Genomic DNA, 19,498 nt, shown 5'->3' with positions numbered 1-19,498 from the left:
GAATAGACGCATTCCAATCAAAACACCGATTCGCTTCAGCGAATCGGTGACATCGAGCAATTATTTACGGTCCCAGAACCGGCCTTTCGCGATACCGTCGATAAACGTATCGAAGCCATCGAGACTATGTTGTTTGAACGTGTAGACGCCAGGCTGATCTGTCTTCACGCGGCAACGGTCGAGCACTTCATCGTGATGCAAATGCAACGCGAGCGGTTTGAAGTGTTTATACGTGTTCTCGATGAACTCGAGCACGTCGTCTTCGACCGAGGTCGCGGTGCTGACGAGGAAAGCCGCATCGAACAGACTCGAGTCGACCGTGTCGTACGTCTCTTTCACTTTAAGATCGCCGAGCGTATACGATTTTTTTCCGACGAGGCTGTAGTTGACCTTGTGATCAGCGAGCGCTTGGACCCACGCCTTCACTTGCGCGGCATCAACGTCTCCAGCAAGGAGGACGGCGACGCTCTTCGTGTCCGGCTTCGCAATCGTGTTGGCCATGCTGAGCGCCGGTGAGGCTTTGTCCGAGACGACTTCGTTATTCTCGGCCGGGAGGTCGACACCTAGGTTGTCGGCAACGACCGAGGCGAGATGACGGTCGATTCGATTCAACAAATCGACGGCGTTCTCTTTGACCATGTCCGACTCACATTTGCCGAGCTCGAAGCTGCAGGCGTCTTGGATGTGCTGCTTTTCGACGTCGGTCATGCTGTTATAAAACATCTTCGCTTGCGAATAGAAGTCGAGGAAGCTGTCGCTCCGGCCCCGAATCTTGTGGCCGTCGACTTTCTCTTGATAGTGCTCGAATCCGCCTTGGTCGGCTGGAACGGGCTCCGGTTGATTGTTGTTGAGCGCGTTTTTATGGTAGCTCGTCTGCCCTTTATGGATGGCCATCTGATGCATGCCGTCGCGCTGGTTGTTATGGAACGGACAGACCGGCTTATTGATCGGGATTTGATGGAAGTTCGGTCCCCCGAGACGTGACAGTTGCGTATCCGTATACGAGAACAGGCGCCCTTGAAGGAGCGGGTCGTTCGAGAAGTCGATTCCCGGCACGAGGTGGCCAGGGTGGAACGCGACTTGCTCGGTCTCGGCGAAGAAGTTGTCGACGTTGCGGTTGAGCATCATCTTCCCGACAAGTTTGACGGGAACCTCTTCTTCCGGCCAAAGTTTCGTCGGATCGAGAATGTCGAAGTCGAACTTGAACTCGTCTTCTTCGGAGATGATTTGAAGCCCGAGCTCCCATTCTGGATAATCGCCTTTATCGATTGCTTCATACAGGTCGACGCGGTGGAAGTCGGCGTTCTTACCGAGCGCTTTCTGCGCCTCGTCCCAAACTTGCGAATGGACCCCGAGTTTTGGTTTCCAATGGAACTTGACGAAATGCGCCTTACCTTCCTTGTTGACGAGACGGAACGTGTGCACACCGAACCCTTCCATCATGCGAAGGCTGCGCGGGATGCCCCGGTCGCTCATCGCCCACATGATCATATGGGCCGTCTCATGGTTTTGTCCGACGAAGTCCCAGAACGTGTCGTGGGCGCTGCCGCCTTGAGGTACTTCCGTGTGCGGCTCCGGTTTCACGGCATGGACGAGGTCGGGGAACTTGATGGCGTCTTGAATGAAAAAGATCGGCATGTTGTTCCCGACAAGGTCATAGTTGCCTTCGTCGGTATAGAACTTGGTCGCGAACCCACGAACGTCGCGCACGGTATCCCCAGACCCACGCGAACCTTGCACCGTCGAGAAACGGACGAACACCGGCGTCACTTTCGACGGATCGTTCAAGAAGTCGGCTTTCGTATAGTCGGCGAGCGACTCATACACTTGAAACTCCCCGTGCGCCCCGACGCCGCGTGCGTGCACGATGCGTTCAGGAATCCGTTCGTGGTCGAAGTGCGTCATCTTCTCGCGGAAATGGAAATCCTCGATCAGTGTCGGTCCACGACGTCCGGCTTTGAGCGAGAATTCGTCCTCGGCCATCTTCAGCCCTTGGTTCGTCGTGAGCCCGGCTTGCTGCTCGTTATCAATCGTATGTTGTTTTAACTGTTCTTCTTTCTTGTTCCCCATGTTAGTGCCTCCCCTTTAAGTATGCGCACACGCCGTAAGCCACATTTTGGCCTACTGTACGAGTTTTCCCTAACCGACCAAGAAAAAACCCCCATTTTTAAAATGGAGGTTAGCGTAACATCGATAGCGTTTTCGTCGTGCCGTCCGACAGTTTGTAGCGCACGACGTAGTGGCGCGACGTCTTCTGAACCGTGGCAGACGTGATTTTCGTCGTCTTTTCACCGATATGGATCAACGTCAAATACTCGACTTGATTGCGGAGTCACCAGTCGTAGTCCCGGTACGCCACGTAACTCGCACCGACGGCGAATTTCGGGAGCGGTGCGACTTTAAGTTGCGACAGATGGATCAATCGGTTCTCGTTGTCTTTCATTTCATAGTGTCCTCTTTTATCTGACTGATCAACGGTCGCATATATACCATCATATATTTAGCCAAAGAAAGGAAAAATCGTACTATCTTTTTGGATGAATCAGGTTATAATGCGGCCCAGACACTTTGCTTCAAGACGATACGTTGTACCGTTTCGGGATTGAGATCATATTTCGTTGAGACGGTACGGGTCACTTTCGCTTTCAAGTCAGGGTCGTCCGATTGCTCGGCCTCGTAGACGCGATTCCAGGCTTGCCAAACGCGTGCTTCTTCATCTGACAGTTGTGTGTCCCATTCCTTCTCTTTTAACTGCCAGCCGAACGACATCTCTTCATAGGCGCCGGGTTGGACCGTGTCCGCCAGGCTCCAATCGCCTTCAGGGGCGAATACGGCTTCGCCGAGTGGCGATTCGGTACCGATATAGGCTTCGTGATCATAAAAGCGGAGGAGGGCGGCTTGGAACGTATCGCGCGCCGTCATCTCGTCCATGACATCCTGACTGATGGACTGGAGCGTCTCGACGTCAGGTTGTCCGTGGACCACGATATCATACGTATAGCGGACGGCCTCATCTTCTGTCACAGCTTGTCTCGTTTCAATCGTGTAACGTCGTTCATCCTCTGTCGCCTCTGCTTGCGTGACGGTTTCGTCGGTCGTTTCTTCGGCTGGCTCGTGCGGCCAGACGTAGACGGTCAAGGCGATGGCGGGGATGAAGAGAAGAGCGCGCCTCAGCCGATACACCCATTTTGGTTTTTGTTTTGTTGTCATTTCACTCACTCCAATGTGTATGTATAAAAAATCCCCTGATGTCAGGGGATTAACGTGTCCGATTTAATCGTACGATTCGAGCATCTGGATTGTCGATGCCGCGGACCAACTCGCTCAAGATTTTAGAACCTAACATGCTGTAGACCGTGCCGTTGCCCCCATACCCAAGTAAATAATAAAGGTTCGGACGGTCCGGATGTTCCCCGATAAAGGGTAGTTGGTCGATTGACTCACCGAACAGGGCCACCCAGGCGTATTCAACTGTCAAATCATACATCGGGAACAGCGCCTCGACTTCTTGGCGCAATCGCTCGGCCCGTTTTTGAATGAGTGCCTCGCTATGCGGGGTTTCTGCTTTTTCTTCATCGAGTCCGCCGGCGATGATGCGGCCGTCGACGGTCGTCCGTAAATAGAGGTACGGCCGTTTCGTTTCCCAAATGAGCGCCTGACCTTCCCACTCGTCGAAGTCAGGAACGGGATTCGTCGCAATCGCATAAGAACGGTTGAGTTCGATCCGATGCGTGTCGAGGAGCGGGGCCGGGCGATAACCGGTCGCAAAGATGACGTGGCCCGCTTTGAACGTTCCCGCGGGGGTCAAGACGAGCCAGTCGTCTCCATCGGCGACGACTTCTGTGACGTCCGTCTCTTCGAAAATCGGGACGTTTTGGGTCGACAAGTAGCGGACGACCTGACGGCTGAGCGTGAGCGGATTGACCTCGGCATCGCCGTTCGTAATCAAGCCGGCCGGTTTATCGAACGGATAGCGGTCTTGTAACGCCTCCCGGTCGAGCCATTCGGCCGCGAGTCCGTGTTTCGTCAGCATCTCATACTCCCGTTTCAATTTGGAGACATCTGCTTCGCTGCTGGCGAAGCAAAGGCTGTCACGCCGGATATAGACGTCTTTGGCGTCGACCGTCCCAGCGACCTCGTCGAGCGCATCCACCGCCTCGGCACACAGTTTATAGAAGCGGACCGCGTCCTCTTCACCGATTTGCTCGGCTAGTTCGTGCAACATAATGTCGTTCGAGTATTGAATGAGTCCTGTGTTCGCGGCCGTACTCCCGGCTCCGACTTTCCCTTGGTCGATGACGGCGAAATCGACACCGTCTTTGTAAAGCGTATAGGCTGTCAGCGTTCCCGACATGCCCGCGCCGATGACGAGTACGTCGTAGCGCTCTTTCTTGATCGGTTTTTGTAAGACGATCTGTTCCGATTCTGTGGTCGGCCAATATAAGTTCCCGTTGTGCATCTCCATAACGTCATCCTCCGATAATCAGCATCTTCTACTTAATCCCCGAATTTCACGAATGAAAACGCAAAAGGCCGCAGACAATCTGTCTGCGGCTTGCGTATTCGATTCAATCGTTACTTTTTGATGACGACTGTGTTCGCGGATGCGCCTTTCGTGTAGCTGATCCGTTTCACATTCTCTGCGCCACGGATTTCAGCCAAGTTCGTTCCATCGACAATTACTTCTTTGACAGTTGCGCCGTCGAAGTCGATGATGGCACCGGCTTCTTTCGGTTTCACTTGAACGACGATGTTTTTGAGCGGGTCACCTGTCAATTCCGTGTAGGCGCCGCGTACGAAGATGCCGTTCTTGAAGTTCGTGCCTTTACCGATCGTCACGCCGATGAAGTCATCTTGGAGGACGAGGCGTGCAGCCTTGTTGTTCTCGACTGTGTAACGCGTCAATTCCACTTCTGGCTCCGGAGTGAGGTCGATTTGTGCGAGGACCGGATCGTGGTCACTGGCGCGGCCCGACATTTCCGTGAAGTCAGCGTTGACGTGAATCATATCGATTTCGGTCGTCGCCGCTAAACGGTTTGACACGAGGATATGGTCGAGCACTTGCGAGTTCCCTTGATAGACGTACGAGTAACGGTCGACAGCTGGAACTTTCTCGACCATGTTCGTCATCAAGTCGCCTTTGAAGATTTGCATCGCATCCGAGAATTCGAAGTCGTTGAAGTCACCGAGGGCGACGACGTTCGCGTCCGGGTTGTCCGTTTTCACGTCAGCGACGAAGTCATGGACGATTTGAGCGATTTGTTTTCGTTGGACTTCACTGCCGAGCACGACCGGCTGTTTCGAGCCGAAGAAACCAGTGTCGCCACCTTTCGAGTTCCAGTGGTTGGCGATGACGACGACGTTCTCGCCTTGGAAGTCGAACTGGGCCGCGAGCGGTTTACGTGAGCTGTTGAACGCTGGGTTGAGCGGGTCGATGCGGCCCGGGTTGTGCGTCAACTTGCCGTTTTCATAACCGACAGCTGTCGTTGCGTCACCGGCAGGGATGCCTTCTGTGAGCGAGACACGTTCCGGGTCATACAAGAAGCCGACACGGATGTTGGCATTTGGTGCGCCGCCGTCTTTATTGTACTCAGGGTCGATGTTGACGTACTTGTACGATTTGCCGCCAATCGAGACGATATTGTCGATCAAACGTTGGTAGCTTTGATCGGCCGCAGAATCGCCTGTACCTTCCCCGTTGTTATCTTGGACTTCGGTCACGCCGATGATGTCCGGGCTGTTCAACTCCTCGACGAACGCTTTCGCAAGTTTGAGGGCTTTCTCGTCCGACGTCTCTTTGACGTTGTTCGAGAAGTTCTCGAGGTTGTAAGAGGCAATCGTCAATTTGTCCTCTTCAGCTTCGATGAACGTCGTCTCGCGCTTGGCATCACCTTTGACGAAGGCAGCCTTCATCTCATCAAGACCAGCTTGAATCTTATAGTTGCCGTACGAGTATCCAACGACACCGACGATCGGGCCGTTGAAGCGGTCACCGGTCGCGACATCGAAATCACGAGCGTCGGCATTTGGTTCGAGACGGAATTGAATCCGTTCCGGGTTGGCATCATCTTTTTTCAACAGAATACCACCGTTGAACGTCTCGGTCGGTGTTGCTTCGAGCACGGTCACGAGGTCGCCGTTCTGTTGCGGTGATACCGATTTGAGGTTGCCCGTCTCGACGCGCATCCCTTCAAGGCTCTCCCAGAAGTCGATGGCGTCTTTGTCCGGGTTGAAGACGGCGAGGGCATCGCTGTCGATGAACTCGGTCGGCAAGTTCGACGCGTCGATTTTCACTGGCGTCGGGAGTGTGACACCGCTCTTGACGACGTTGACACTTCCGTTGCGTGTATCTATTTGCGTCATCTTCATATCCGTCTGTTGACGGTCGCTGTAGCCTTCGATGGCGTACTCGCTGACGAGACCTTTCACGTTGACGAGGTCACCGACTTGGATGCCCGCGATTGAACGGCCACCATACAAGATGATTCCTTCTGACGTTCGTGCATCTTGGTCGGCTTCCGTGTCAGGCGTTTGGATATAGTAATACGTGGTACCCATCGATACGAACGAGTACGTGACGACGCCCTCGACGCCTTCAACAGTCTGTCCGTTCATCGGTGACGTGTGGCTTGCGCCTTGGATGTCATGAATGCGGATTTTGTCCGTGATTTTATAGTCGAACGTCGTCACGGCGCTGAACGCATCACCCGATTTGACGGCAACTTTGAGCGTTTTCGTCTCCTCGATGCGGACTGGTGACGTATAAAGGGTACCGTTCACTTTCGGATCCGACCCGTCGAGTGTGTAATAGATGTCAGCGCCCGCTGTCGTCGTCGAAAGTGTCACGTCTTGTGGACCGACGAACGTGCCTGCACCTGGCTTCGCTGTTGCCGGACGGAGTACCGATGCGTCGATTACTGCGTCAGATACGTCGCGCGGAATGATTTGATACGTGTTATCGAACTGTTGCACGATACCCGTGATCGACGAGTAGTTGACGTCCGTCTGTAAATCGAGAATGCCGCGCTCATCACGCACGACGAACTCTTTCGTTCCATCCGTGGCCGTCAAGTTTTGCCCGCTGCCCGAGAGTTTAACGTTCTTCACGGTGACGAGTTCCGACTCGACGTCCTCATTGATTTGTTCGCCAGTTAGGACTTGCGCAGCTGGTACGCTCGCCGCTTGTTTCGAGACGACGACGGCGCTGTTCAATTGAAGCAATTCACGGTACGAACCGATGGCACCCGTGACGACGACTTCATCACCGACGTTGACGGCGAGTGACGTCGGACGGACCGAGAGGCCGCCTGTCGCATCTTGAATCGAAATCGTATTGGCCAGCTTCGCTGTGACGACACCTTTAATCGTGACGGTTTCGCCTTCGGCTTTCGACCGGGCGTCACTGATTGAAATCGGAGTGACCGGAGCCGGTGGTTCGACCGTACCGCCATCGCCGTAGACGACGCCTTGGAACGTGTGCGATCCGAGGTTCGTGAACGTATCGATTGGTTGTGAGTTCCATTCAACGGCCGGGTCGAACGCATCCGCTCCGTTCGCATCGCCAGTCGTCACCGTATCTTTACGGACTAACGACTGGTCCACCGTGGCGACCGTCGTTCCCCATTTCGTGCCCGGGTCGAATCCGATTTGACCGAAGACGTCGAGCACCGTGTCTCCTTTTTTCAAGACGAGCGTGTCGTCGCCGTTAAAGTTCGTCACACCGCTCGTCGCGTTCGATTTTGCTTTCAAGGCATCGTTCGCACTGCCGTTGACGATGACGTATGTGCCACCTGGTTGAAGCGTACCTGTCAAGTTGAGCGTCGTGCCTGGAGTGGCCGCTCCGTTCGCATACAATTCAAGTCTATAGGCCGAGAGGTCGATGGCCGCATTCGTTCCATTGAACAATTCGATGGCTTTGTTGTTACTAGACCCTTCAACGTATTCCGAGATGAATAGGTCTGAAGCGTTCAATGTCTCTGCGTGTACGTTTGCCGCGATCGGCGTCATGCTGCTGACGATGAGTCCGGCTGATAAGGCGAGGCCGGTCATTTGTTTGAATGAACGTGCTTGTGGTTTCCCCATGTGTTAGTCTCCCTTTGATTATGTAGATGGCCGATACGATGTCCCAGTTCGTGTGGTCACTTGCTTGAGCGGATGCCCCCTTAATCCAAAAAAATGATAGCGCTTACATTACTCGACTTGACGCCAGGAAGACATAATCGTATTTCCCCATCGTTTGACGTATTTCACTATCATTTACCAACTTTTCAACTACATGTTAAACATAACCAAGCAGACGTCAGAACTCAATCCACTTATTGCGAAGTTCATATTACAGTTTGATTACAGACATGAAGAGAACTGAGCAAGTAGGCAATCGGGTTGACGCGACGTGTTGCAACTCTTACAATTCATTAATACAACTAAGTGTATCGGTTAACTGTGGATTAAATAGGGAGGAAACGAATGACGACAATTACTTATCCGGTCATCCCGGGAGCGGGCGCGTTTTATTATGAAGGAAATGATATTGGCATCTTGTTATGCCATGGCTTTAACGGGACGCCTCAAAGTGTGCGTGACGTTGGAACCGCCTTGATGGAGAAAGGATTCACCGTCTTCGCACCGCGGCTCAAAGGACATGGGACGGATCCGGAAGAGTTTCGGCAATCGACACGCCGCTGCTGGTATGAGTCGATGGAAGCCGGTATCCGTCTCTTGCGTGAGCGATGTCGACACGTCATCGTTGTCGGGCAGTCAATGGGCGGGACGCTGGCGATGAAGGCCGCTTTGGCCGGGCAGGCCGATGCGATCGTCACCATCAATGCGGCCTTGTCCGTGCCAGGCTATGCCTGTCACGCCACGGACGATGTCTGTCGTTTCATTGATGAAGACGAACCGGATATCTGTGCGCCGGGTGTGTATGAAATTGTCTACGACAAAGTGCCGACGTCAGCCATTCGGGAATTACTCGCGCTCATCGAGGAAGTGCGACCGATGGCGGCCGAGGTGACCGTGCCGACGTGCGTCATCCATTCGGCCATCGATAACGTCGTGCCGCCCGAGGACTCGATGTGGTTGTACGAAACTGTTCAAGCCCCAAAACAACGAGAGGTGCTCGAACAGTCGTATCATGTGGCGACGATGGACCATGACCGGGAGCGGTTAGCGGACGTCATCGGCGCATTCTGTGAACAAGTTGCGACAGCCCCGAAAATGTAGTCTCCGGACTACATTTTTTTATATCTCATTATTTGCAAACGCTTGCACAAGTGCTATTGTAGTATTAGATTCAGCCTAAAACAGGTATTGCTGTTCAAGTATATAAAATATAAATGATGAGATGTAGGAGGCAAGCGGCGTATGGAGTCAATGGTCAGCAGAGAACAAGTGGCGAAAAAAACGGTCACCCGCACGTGGTGGAAAGAAGCGATCGCGTATCAGATTTACCCGCGTAGCTTTAAAGATTCGAACGGAGACGGGATTGGTGATCTCCGTGGTATTATCGAGAAGCTCGATTATTTAGAAGACCTTGGCATCGATGTGATTTGGCTATGTCCGATGTACAAATCTCCGAACGATGACAACGGCTATGATATCTCGGACTATCAAGACATCATGCAAGAGTTTGGGACGATGGAAGACTTTGACGCATTGCTCAAAGCCGTCCATGCACGCGGCATGAAGCTGCTCTTGGACCTCGTCGTCAACCATACGTCCGATGAGCACCCGTGGTTCGTCGAATCGAAACGCTCGAAAGACGACCCGAAACGCGACTGGTATATCTGGCGCGATGGGACGGATGGGGGACCCCCGAACAACTGGGCGAGCATCTTTGGTGGTTCAGCGTGGGAGTACGATGAGACGACCGAGCAATACTATTTGCACGTCTTCTCCAAAAAACAGCCGGACTTGAACTGGGAAAATGAAGACGTGCGTGGTGCCGTCTACGATATGATCAACTGGTGGCTCGACAAAGGCATCGACGGATTCCGGGTCGACGCAATCAGCCACATCAAGAAGATGCCAACCGAGACGATGTTGCCGTCCCCAGACGGAAAACCGCACGTCACGGCGTTCTCGATGTATTCGAACATCGATGGCATCCACGACTATCTCCAAGAGATGAAGCAGGAGACGTTCGCCAATTACGATATTATGACGGTCGGCGAGACGAACGGGATTGAACCGCAAGCCGCCGATTTATGGATGGGGCCGGAGAACGGGGCGATGAACATGGCCTTCCACTTCGACCATGTCGATATCATGCGGCAATCACGTCTGGCGCCGCTCGATGTCGTCAAGCTGAAGCGCATCTTTGACAAGTGGCAACAAGGCCTACTCGAGACGGGATGGAACGCTCTCTATATCGAGAATCATGACATGGTCCGTGCCGTCTCGCTCGTCGGGGATGAGAACCACTATTGGCGCGAGAGCGCGACTGCGCTTGGTATGATGTATTTCTTCATGCACGGGACACCGTTCATCTATCAAGGGCAGGAAATCGGTATGAAGAATGTGCCGCTTCCGTCCATCCATGACTATGACGATGTGGCGACGAAAAATGAATACTTCGAACGGATTGCCAACGGGATGAGCGAAATCGATTCGATGCAGCACGTATGGGGCACATCACGCGACAACGTCCGCACCCCGATTCAATGGGACGCGTCACCGAACGCTGGTTTCTCGACGGTGACGCCGTGGATGCCGATTCATGAAGAGTATGAGACGCTCAACGTCGACGCCCAATCGAAGGATGCCCATTCGATTCTTTCGTTCTATAAGGCGATGATTCGTCTTCGTCGGACGGAAGACACGTTCACGTACGGCAGTTACCGCGATTTGTTGCCGGAACATCTGCAAGTGTTCGCCTATGAACGGAAGTTTGAAGAACAAACGTTTTATGTCGTCGTGAACCTGACGGCAAACCCTGCCGAGACGACGCTGCCTGGTCTCGACAAAGCGACGCTCGTGTTAACGAATGAGATGGATCCTGAGACGATCGAGACGGACACGTTTATGCTGCGTCCGTTCGAGGCAAGACTGTACCGCTTATAATAAGAAGACACCTTCCCGGCGAAGGTGTCTTTTTAGGAGGTAGGAAGATGCAGCATCAAATAGAGATGGGAAACGATGAGACGATATTCGAGTTCGTCATCGCGGAAGCGTCACGCGACACGTTACGACTCGTCCATGCGCAAGTCATCGAGACGGTCCGGACGGAGGCGTATGTCCAATTTGCACGGGATTTGACCCATGCCTTTCACGCGTTGCAAGGAGTGGCTCGATTACAAAATGAGGCAGGGCGAGTGATTTTGACAATCTCGTTCGAACGAGGCCGCGTCGAGGTCGAGACGGCTTGGGGACAGGGGACGAACCGATTCGAGACCGATCAAAGTTATTTGACGAGGACGGTCGGACAAATCGGCATCGTGGAATAGATTGTGACAAACGCGGGAAAAGAGCATATGATAGAGGTTGACTATACGGAAAGGGGTGTCGGGTATGGATGGCACGAAACGCGCGGACATTCGCCCAGGGCTCCACGTCCAGATTGTCCTAAAACAAGATCAGCGGAGTGGGAAGTTGACGTCAGGCGTCGTCAAAGACATTTTGACGAACTCGCCGCGTCACCCGCACGGCATTAAAGTACGCTTAAGCGATGGACAGGTCGGTCGGGTGAAAGTGATCGAAGCTGGAGGTGAATAACATGACTGAAAAGAAATTAAGTTTTCAAGAGGCGATGAAGCAAAAACTCGCTGAAAAGAAACAAAACGAGACGAAAGTGCCGACAGGACTTCGTGGGACGAAGCAGAAACCGTTGACGAACCAGTTGACGAAGAAGCCGAACAACCAGAAGAAACGGACAGGCGTTTAAAAAGCAGCCGCTCACAATGAGCGACTGCCTTTTTTGTTTGTCCAGGTTTGTTCAGTCATGTGACGTACCGATGAAATAGCCATTGTTGAAGTGGTCGAGCAGCTGTTGATAGTACTTCATCTGTTCAACGTTCTTGCTTGCAAGCGCCGCGTCCGCACCGGCGAGCAATTCACCGACGGTCAACCCGACCTCGCTATTGTCTATGGCATAGACGAGCTCGAGATCGAGCACATCAGTACCGTTTAACAAGACGTTGATTTTTGCAGCCGTCAGTTGCATAATCAATCGTTTCTCTTCGGTCATTCCTCTTTTCGCGGGATCCATGAGCAGGGCGAGTGCTTCACGGTCGTCAGTCACGCTATAGGTTTGGCCGTTGAGTGTAATGAACGTTCCATACGAGAACGTTACTTTGTCGAAGTTGAATGTGTTTTTCCAGAAACCGATCGTATACACATCATAGTCGTCCGTTGGTGGCGGTGGTGGCGTACATTCTTCCACCGTCAACGTGACGTAGCGGACCCAAGGAGTACCGACGCCCGGATCACCCGGATAGGCTGTTTCGTTCGAACCGTTCACGACCGTATCCAAGTGGAGGAAAACATTGAATTGGAATCCGTCTGACAAAAGCGTGGATTCAGTGACTCCAAGGTAACCGGCGAGATTCGCATACGGAATCAGTAACTGTGTCGGGTCGACAAGTGATTTGATCTTGAATTCATATGCACCGGGACTTCCACGCTCAAGAGACTCGGTCGTTAAACGGAAATCAATCTTGATGTTTTCTGGTACATCCTGTAAGACGACCCCGTCATTCAAATCGATGACGATTTTCAGCCCATCGGCAACGAACTCAAAGTCAACAGTACCAATCGGGATGTTTTGTCCCGCATAAATCGTTGTACTCGACGTCGTCGACACACACCATTGTTTACTACTTTCTTCCGCAACGACTCCTTTCATTGGCAAGAGCGACAGCACGAACATGAGCACGAACAACAGTGACCACCATTTTCGATGCTTCTTCATCTCGTTCCCTTCTTTCCTCGTGATGACTGAACGTGGTGTTATAGAAGGTGCACACCTATAGTTATTTATTACCCGGTCAATTAGCGTTCAGTCGCAAATCAGGGAAATAATTCAAACGAGATGAGAAATGTAAACAATATTCACATTAAAACCTATTCACAAAGCGAATAGTTTGAAACAAGTTGAATGAGGACGTCAAAATACAGCAGGGAAATAAAGATTTATTATTTCTTTCAGATAACTTTGTAAGCGCTTTAAATAAAGCTATAACTCAACTTTTGTTATATAACATATGAAATAAGTGTGAACTGACCTATAAAAAAATTATTGATAATTGTCAGAATCTTTGTATAATTCAAAACAAGACATTATAAAACATCTTAACAACTTTAGATTCACACAACAGGGAGGAACTTATTTATGGAAGCCGTGCAAAGCATGTTACAAGGAAGCGTCGATTACATGAACAACATCTTATGGACGTATGTTCTCATCGTCGCGCTCGTCGGAGCCGGGATTTACTTTACAGTGAGGACACGCTTTATGCAGTTCCGTTACTTAAAAGAGATGTTCCGGGTCGTCGCTGAAAAACCGGAGGTCACAGACAGCAAGAGCATCAGTTCAATGAAATCGTTCTTCATCGGAGCAGCCACACGAATCGGGACGGGTAACTTGGCCGGTGTCACCGTCGCCGTGACGGTCGGTGGACCAGGAGCGGTCTTCTGGATGTGGATCGTCGCGCTTCTCGGTGGAGCGACAGCGATGATTGAGAGCACGCTCGCACAAGTCTATAAAGTAAAAGATGACGTCGCGTACCGCGGCGGTCCAGCATACTACATTGAAAAAGGACTCAACAACCGGGCCCTTGGTATCGTCTTCGCCGTCTTAATCGCGGTGACGTTCGGTCTCATCTTCAACTCAGTGCAATCGAACACGATCGCGGCCGCGTTTGATAACGCGTTCGGCATCGATGCCGTCGTCGGTGGAGCCATCCTCGTCGTCTTGACTGGATTGGTCATCTTCGGTGGTGTACACCGTGTCGCCAACTTCTCGGCAATCGTTGTACCGATTATGGCTGGATTGTACTTGGCCATCGCCGCTTATGTCGTCGTCGTCAACATCACAGAAATCCCAGGCGTGTTAGCGATGATCTTCCAGAGCGCATTCGGTCTTGAGCAAGCGTTCGGTGGATCGGTCGGAGCAGCCATCTCGATGGGTGTACGTCGCGGTCTCTTCTCGAACGAAGCAGGTATGGGTTCGGCACCAAACGCGGCAGCAGCTGCTGAAGTTTCACACCCAGCGAAACAAGGTTTCCTTCAAGCGCTCGGTGTCTTCTTGGACACGTTGATCGTCTGTACGGCAACAGCGGCCATCATCCTCCTCTCAGACAGCTATGCTGCCGGTAACGGAGAAGGAATCGTCATGCTTCAAAATGCATTGAGCGAACAAATCGGATCATGGGCGCCAGCGTTCGTCGCTGTCAGTGTCTTCTTGTTCGCCTTCAGTTCAATCGCAGGTAGCTACTACTACGGTGAAACAAACATCGAGTTCATCAAGAAGAGCAAAAACGCAGTTCTTGGTTTCCGCCTTGCGACAATGGCGTTCGTCTTCATCGGAGCGGTCGCAAGCCTCGGCTTCGTCTGGAGCTTGGCTGACTTGTTCATGGCAGGGATGACGTTAATCAACATTGCAGCCATCACGTTACTCGGTGGCGTCGCCTTCAAAGTCCTTCGCGACTACGAAGAGCAGCGTGCCCAAGGGCTCAACCCACGCTTCTCGGCCCGTAAACTCGGCATCGAGAACACGGAATGTTGGGACGTCGAAGAAGAAGAAGTCGCACAAGGTGCAGTCCAAGCGGCTGCTGCCGATACGACAAAAGGTTAATTCGTTCAATGTGCAACAACAGGGGCCCTGCGCATCGGGGCCCCTGTCTTTTTATGCTTGTTGACGGATGGATTCGATTTTCGTATCGGCTGGCTTGGCGTTCAAATGGACGTACGTCCCGGCGACGAACAAGGCACCGCCCACGATATTGCCGAGCGTGGCGAAGACGAGGTTATGCAACGCCAGACTGACGTTAATCGCCTCGGACGGGACATAATAGAGCACAAGCCCGAAAATGCCCATATTGGCAATCGAGTGCTCGAAGCCGGCGGCAAAAAAGATGACGACCGGGAGCATCGTCAGCATGATTTTGGCGACATCATTCTTCGTTTTCAGCGGCATGAAGATGGCGATACAGACGAGGATGTTACACAAAATCCCTTTTAAGAAAATCGCTAACGCCTCACCGCCCATCTTTTTCGTAGCGACGACCGACAACAGGTGATCGGCGTCGACGTCACCCATGCTGTGGGCCCCGATGACGAGTCCGACGAGGAGAAGCGCACCGACGAGGTTACCAATCCAACTGATGCCCCAGACGGCCGTCAAATCGCGCCAGTCGACACGTCCGCGTTTCGCGCCCGTATACAAATACATCGTGTTGCTCGTGAACAGCTCGCCGCCCATCCAGACGATGAAGACGAGGGCGACCGAGAAACTCATCCCGGCAAACAGCATCGTCCCGGGAACATCGATGAACATGTTACCGACCGAAAAGGCAAACACGACCCCAATACCGATTAGAAACCCGGCGACGATGGAGCGGAGTGCGTAGTGACCGAACGCATGACGCAACAGCGTCGCTTTTTTATAGGCGGCTTCTTCCATATACTCGACAGCTTGTTTTTCCATTTGAACACGGCCTCCTTTAGACAACTTAAGTCTAGGAGGTCCACTGAAAGTTTGCAATTGTTTTCACAAACTTTTTTGAAAGCCGTTTCAACTGTTCACATCGTTGCCACGAGTTCGACTTTCATTCGGTCGGGATCCTCGAAATAAAGAGCGATATAGTTCGGACCACCGGCGTAAGGGAATCGATCGGCATAGAGCTCCGTGAATCCGTGCTGAGGCAATTCTGAGCGCAGTCGCTCGAGTTGCTCCAATGAGGAGGCATGAAAAGCGAGGTGGTTCAACCCGGTCTTTTTACGATGATAGGGCGGTTCGAGGTGGTCGGCCTCGGTTTGGACGAAGACAAGATACGTGGCGCCGAAGCGATAACTTCGCCCTTCGTCCCATTGTTGATAGACGGTATAGCCGAGCTCGGTGAGAAGCCAGTCCCAAGCGTTGAGACTCTTCGTTAAATCGGAAACGTACAGTTCGACATGGTGCAGCATCGGTCTCATCCTTCCGTCGGACGTTTCAAATGCGTCCGTTTAGTATAATGGTTATTATATAACGAATGCAGGGGGAACCATATGGACAACACGGGGCTTGTCTCGAACATATTGATCGCCGGGAAGACCGGGGTCGGGAAGAGCGCTTTTTTAAATTACATTTATGGGCGTGACGTTGCCGAGTCACGTGCCGGCAGCCCGGTGACGGCCGAAGGACTTCACGAATACGAGTACTACGATCTCGAGCGCGGTATCCTGTTCCGTTTCTTCGATACGTGGGGACTCGAAGCGGACCGGTCCGACGAATGGCATGAAGCGGTCCTCTCCATCGTCAACAAGCGAGAAGGTGCGCTCGATATCGCCGACTGGTTCCATACCATCTATTATTTACTCTCGATCAACTCGGGGCGCGTCGAGGCGTACGAACTCGAATCGATTCTCAAACCGCTCTACGCGAAGCGAAGCAATGTGACGATCATCTTGACGAACTATAACCCAGACAGTGCGATGAACGTCGAGAAGGCGGAAGCGATGGAGGACGTGCTCATGCGCGAACTCGGAATTTCACGGGATGCGATGATTCGCGTCAACAGTGTCGAAAAGAAATTGCTCGGCGGACAAGTCGTGCCGCATATCGGCTATGAAGCGGTGTGGCAACGTAATCGGACCAACCTTTGGAAAGACGTCGAACGAAAACTACCGCATAACTTGACGCGTCATTTATTGACCGAATTAGAGGCGTGGCGCGCCCGGAGCTATCATTCGGCTGAGACGATTCGCATGATCACCCCGCAAGTGATGATCAGCTGGAAAGCCCGGCAAATCGAAAAAGACTTGGAACGAACGCTCGAAGCGGCCGCTGAGACGACAGAGGCGGCGATGGCCCAAGGCGTTCGGCATTATATTCAATTGATGGAACGCTACCCGCTCGTCGGCGCCCCGTCCGACCTTGTTTTTAAAACGCGTCGGGTCGAGCTCGGGTTTGATTATTCGTTTAACCGGACCGTCCGAAAGATGGTGCTCGGCATGATTCCGGGCGTCCACTTCATTTACTGGGCGTTCAAACGGCGAACGGCGGAGCGCGGCATCAAGAAAGCCGTCAATCAACAGTACGAGCTGGTCAAACAGACGATCGAGCTGGACGTGCACCGCGGATTCGAGGAAGAGATGCGACGGCTCGGCCGGACGCTCAATCAATGAGGAGGAACGGACATGGATAAACAGACCAAATTCAATTTTGATACGTACGATTTGAAGGAAGAGCTCGACCGATTGCGCGGAAAAGTCAAAAAACCGAATATCTTAATCGCGGGAGCGACCGGATCAGGCAAGAGTTCCGTCGTCAACCACGTGTTCGGTCGCGACTTGACGAAAGTGGCCGCCGGTGAACCGGTGACGCGAGGGATTCATCAGTTCATGAGTGATGAGATCGCCATCGTGCTCTACGACAGTGAAGGATATGAAATCGGGAGCGCCCGGCAACAAGCGTATGCCGATGAAGTCATCGGTTTCGTTGAGCGGGCCCAGACGAAAGGGGCGGCCGAACAGATTCATCTCGTCTGGTATGTCATCAACGCCTCGATGAAACGGGTCACCCCGCTCGACCGGGCGCTCATCAAACAGTTGAACGAAGCGACATCGGTCGCCGTCCTGTTGACACAAATCGACCAAGTCGATGTAGATGAGCTCACGGCCCTCCGACAGGAATTAATGGATGTGGTACCTGAAGAGGCCGTGTTCCAAGTCAGCGTCGCCGCCGAGCTGTTGAATGATCCGGAATTACGGGCCCATCTCGATTGGGAACGTCTTGTCACGTGGTCGGTCGAACAGCTCGATCACTCGCTCCAAGAAGGGTTGCTCATGGAGATTCATGCCGAGAGTGAGGCGATGCTCAAATTGAAGCGGAAGAAGGCGAACCGCATCATCTCGGGTTATGTCGCCAGTGCCGGAACGGCGGCCGCCGTTCCGCTTCCGTTCGCTGATGCGATCGCGCTCACACCGATTCAAGTGACGATGAGCGTTCACTTGTTCCGCTACTGGGGCGTGAAAGCGAACGACGATATGCTGAAGACGCTGATCGGCAGCACCATCATCCCGCAAATCGGACGGGCGCTCTCGAAGACGATTTTACTGAACGTTATGAAATTCTTCCCGGGGGCGAACGCGGCGGCGAGCGTCATCAATGCGACTGTCGCATCAGGCATCACGTGGGCGATCGGCCTCGCCATCAACGAAGTCGCGTACCGGAACGCGATGGACTCATCGAAGACGATTGAGCAACTGCTCGACAGTGACTTTGGCTCGTTGTTCGAAAAGTTCATGGAACAAAATCCAGTGACGAAAAAGAAGTCTTGATTGAACCGGTTTGATACACTGGTCGAGACGAGACAAAAGGGGGAAACGACATGAAGAAACGAATTTACATCACGAGACGATTACCGGAAGAGGCTGTGGCACCGCTACGGGACAAGTATGAGGTCCGCATGTGGGAAGAAGAAGCGAAGAGTGTCCCGCGTGACGTGTTAGTGGAAGAAGCGGCGTCGGCACATGCGCTTTGGACGATGCTCAGTGACACGATTGACCGGGAACTGATGGAGCAAGCCCCGCAGCTCGAAGTCATCTCGAACTTGGCGGTCGGCTATAACAATATCGATATCGAGGCGGCGAAAGAACGTGGCATTATCGTGACGAACACGCCAGACGTGTTGACCGAGACGACGGCCGACCTCGCTTTCGGACTGATGATGATGACGGCACGCCGGCTTGGGGAAGCGGAACGTGATTTACGGGCCGGGGAGTGGAAGTCGTGGACGCCGATGGGGTACGTCGGTATGGACTTGTATCGGGCCAAGCTCGGGATTATCGGAATGGGACGTATCGGCGAGGCGGTCGCACGCCGGGCCCGTGGCTTCGACATGGACGTGTTGTACCATAATCGGACGCGACGGCATGAATCGGAATCGATGTACGGGTTCGTCTACGCGGAACTCGATGAACTGCTCGAACAATCCGATTTCGTCGTCGTCCTTGCGCCCCTCACCGAGGAAACACGTGGGATGCTAGGGGTGGAACAGTTCGCTAAAATGAAATCGACTGCCATCTTCATCAATGTCGCCCGTGGCGAGATTATCGATGAGACGGCGTTATACGAGGCGTTAAAAGAACAGCGAATTTGGGCGGCCGGTCTCGACGTGTTTGCGAAAGAGCCGGTGGCAATGGACCATCCGCTCTTGACACTCCCGAACGTGACGACACTTCCGCACATCGGCAGCGCCTCGATTCAGACCCGACTCGCGATGATGGCGCTCAATCGAGAAGCCATCATGAACGTGCTTGATGGGGAAGAACCGAAGAACCGTTTGACGTAAAACAA

General features: G+C 52.9%; 17 protein-coding genes. 9 read left to right on the top strand and 8 right to left on the bottom strand.

The annotated features are described in order from the left end of the window. Positions 1–60 precede the first annotated feature (60 nt). The 5 genes from KNP72_RS09515 to KNP72_RS09500 all read right to left on the bottom strand — a co-directional run bounded on the left by KNP72_RS09515 (position 61) and on the right by KNP72_RS09500 (position 8,082). Positions 61–2,070, bottom strand: coding sequence for a catalase (locus KNP72_RS09515; protein WP_214833031.1), 2,010 nt, complete (start codon positions 2,068–2,070; stop codon positions 61–63). 109 nt (positions 2,071–2,179) lie between these two features. Beyond that, positions 2,180–2,311 (bottom strand): hypothetical protein, encoded by a 132-nt coding sequence (locus KNP72_RS15980; RefSeq protein WP_285800965.1) that lies wholly within the window; start codon positions 2,309–2,311, stop codon positions 2,180–2,182. Between the two features lie 236 nt (positions 2,312–2,547). Then, a complete protein-coding gene (locus tag KNP72_RS09510) occupies positions 2,548–3,210 on the bottom strand; it encodes a hypothetical protein (RefSeq protein ID WP_214833029.1) in 663 nt (220 codons plus the stop codon). A 49-nt stretch (positions 3,211–3,259) separates the two neighbouring features. After that, positions 3,260–4,465 (bottom strand): NAD(P)/FAD-dependent oxidoreductase, encoded by a 1,206-nt coding sequence (locus tag KNP72_RS09505; protein WP_214833027.1) that lies wholly within the window; start codon positions 4,463–4,465, stop codon positions 3,260–3,262. Between the two features lie 110 nt (positions 4,466–4,575). Beyond that, entirely contained in the window at positions 4,576–8,082 is a 3,507-nt protein-coding gene (locus KNP72_RS09500) for a chitobiase/beta-hexosaminidase C-terminal domain-containing protein (RefSeq protein ID WP_214833025.1), read from the bottom strand. 384 nt (positions 8,083–8,466) lie between these two features. On the opposite strand from KNP72_RS09500, the gene KNP72_RS09495 reads away from it, so the two are divergent. From KNP72_RS09495 to KNP72_RS09475, 5 genes are all read left to right on the top strand, one after another. Next, entirely contained in the window at positions 8,467–9,222 is a 756-nt protein-coding gene (locus KNP72_RS09495; RefSeq protein WP_128123028.1) for an alpha/beta hydrolase, read from the top strand. Positions 9,223–9,363: 141 nt separating this feature from the next. Next, entirely contained in the window at positions 9,364–11,061 is a 1,698-nt protein-coding gene (locus tag KNP72_RS09490) for a glycoside hydrolase family 13 protein (RefSeq protein WP_251128954.1), read from the top strand. Between the two features lie 47 nt (positions 11,062–11,108). Then, entirely contained in the window at positions 11,109–11,444 is a 336-nt protein-coding gene (locus KNP72_RS09485; RefSeq protein WP_214718677.1) for a hypothetical protein, read from the top strand. Between the two features lie 64 nt (positions 11,445–11,508). Continuing rightward, positions 11,509–11,712 carry a YwbE family protein gene (locus tag KNP72_RS09480; protein ID WP_021067949.1) on the top strand — a complete coding sequence of 68 codons (204 nt, stop codon included), beginning with the start codon at positions 11,509–11,511 and terminating at the stop codon, positions 11,710–11,712. A 1-nt stretch (position 11,713) separates the two neighbouring features. Further along, complete coding sequence (locus KNP72_RS09475; RefSeq protein ID WP_021067950.1) at positions 11,714–11,881, top strand: hypothetical protein; 168 nt, start codon at positions 11,714–11,716, stop codon at positions 11,879–11,881. 51 nt (positions 11,882–11,932) lie between these two features. Here the strand turns inward: KNP72_RS09475 and KNP72_RS09470 are convergent, their stop codons facing one another. Continuing rightward, the gene (locus tag KNP72_RS09470) at positions 11,933–12,907 is read right to left on the bottom strand and encodes a hypothetical protein (RefSeq protein ID WP_214833023.1); all 975 of its coding nucleotides are present in this window, start codon (positions 12,905–12,907) and stop codon (positions 11,933–11,935) included. Positions 12,908–13,327: 420 nt separating this feature from the next. On the opposite strand from KNP72_RS09470, the gene KNP72_RS09465 reads away from it, so the two are divergent. Next, positions 13,328–14,791: an alanine/glycine:cation symporter family protein gene (locus tag KNP72_RS09465; RefSeq protein ID WP_214718674.1), complete on the top strand. Its 1,464-nt coding sequence runs from the start codon at positions 13,328–13,330 to the stop codon at positions 14,789–14,791. Positions 14,792–14,842: 51 nt separating this feature from the next. On the opposite strand, the gene KNP72_RS09460 is transcribed toward KNP72_RS09465, so the two are convergent. Together KNP72_RS09460 and KNP72_RS09455 are read right to left on the bottom strand one after the other, a co-directional pair. Further along, positions 14,843–15,643, bottom strand: coding sequence for a formate/nitrite transporter family protein (locus KNP72_RS09460; protein WP_214718673.1), 801 nt, complete (start codon positions 15,641–15,643; stop codon positions 14,843–14,845). Positions 15,644–15,738: 95 nt separating this feature from the next. Next, positions 15,739–16,125, bottom strand: a complete 387-nt coding sequence (locus tag KNP72_RS09455; RefSeq protein ID WP_214718672.1) for a VOC family protein — start codon at positions 16,123–16,125, stop codon at positions 15,739–15,741. 81 nt (positions 16,126–16,206) lie between these two features. Between KNP72_RS09455 and KNP72_RS09450 the strand changes: the two genes are divergently transcribed. From KNP72_RS09450 to KNP72_RS09440, 3 genes are read left to right on the top strand one after another with little or no spacing between them, the layout of a single operon-like run. Further along, positions 16,207–17,325, top strand: a complete 1,119-nt coding sequence (locus tag KNP72_RS09450) for a GTPase (RefSeq protein WP_214718671.1) — start codon at positions 16,207–16,209, stop codon at positions 17,323–17,325. A 12-nt stretch (positions 17,326–17,337) separates the two neighbouring features. Continuing rightward, on the top strand, positions 17,338–18,480 hold the full coding sequence (locus KNP72_RS09445) for a YcjF family protein (protein ID WP_214718665.1): 1,143 nt from the start codon (positions 17,338–17,340) through the stop codon (positions 18,478–18,480). A 50-nt stretch (positions 18,481–18,530) separates the two neighbouring features. Then, on the top strand, positions 18,531–19,493 hold the full coding sequence (locus KNP72_RS09440; RefSeq protein ID WP_214718662.1) for a 2-hydroxyacid dehydrogenase: 963 nt from the start codon (positions 18,531–18,533) through the stop codon (positions 19,491–19,493). Positions 19,494–19,498 lie beyond the last annotated feature (5 nt).

This window comes from Exiguobacterium sp. s152, from assembly GCF_018618335.1.
GTDB classification, from domain to species: Bacteria; Bacillota; Bacilli; order Exiguobacteriales; family Exiguobacteriaceae; genus Exiguobacterium; species Exiguobacterium chiriqhucha.
This window is presented reverse-complemented; position numbering and strand designations above follow the sequence as displayed.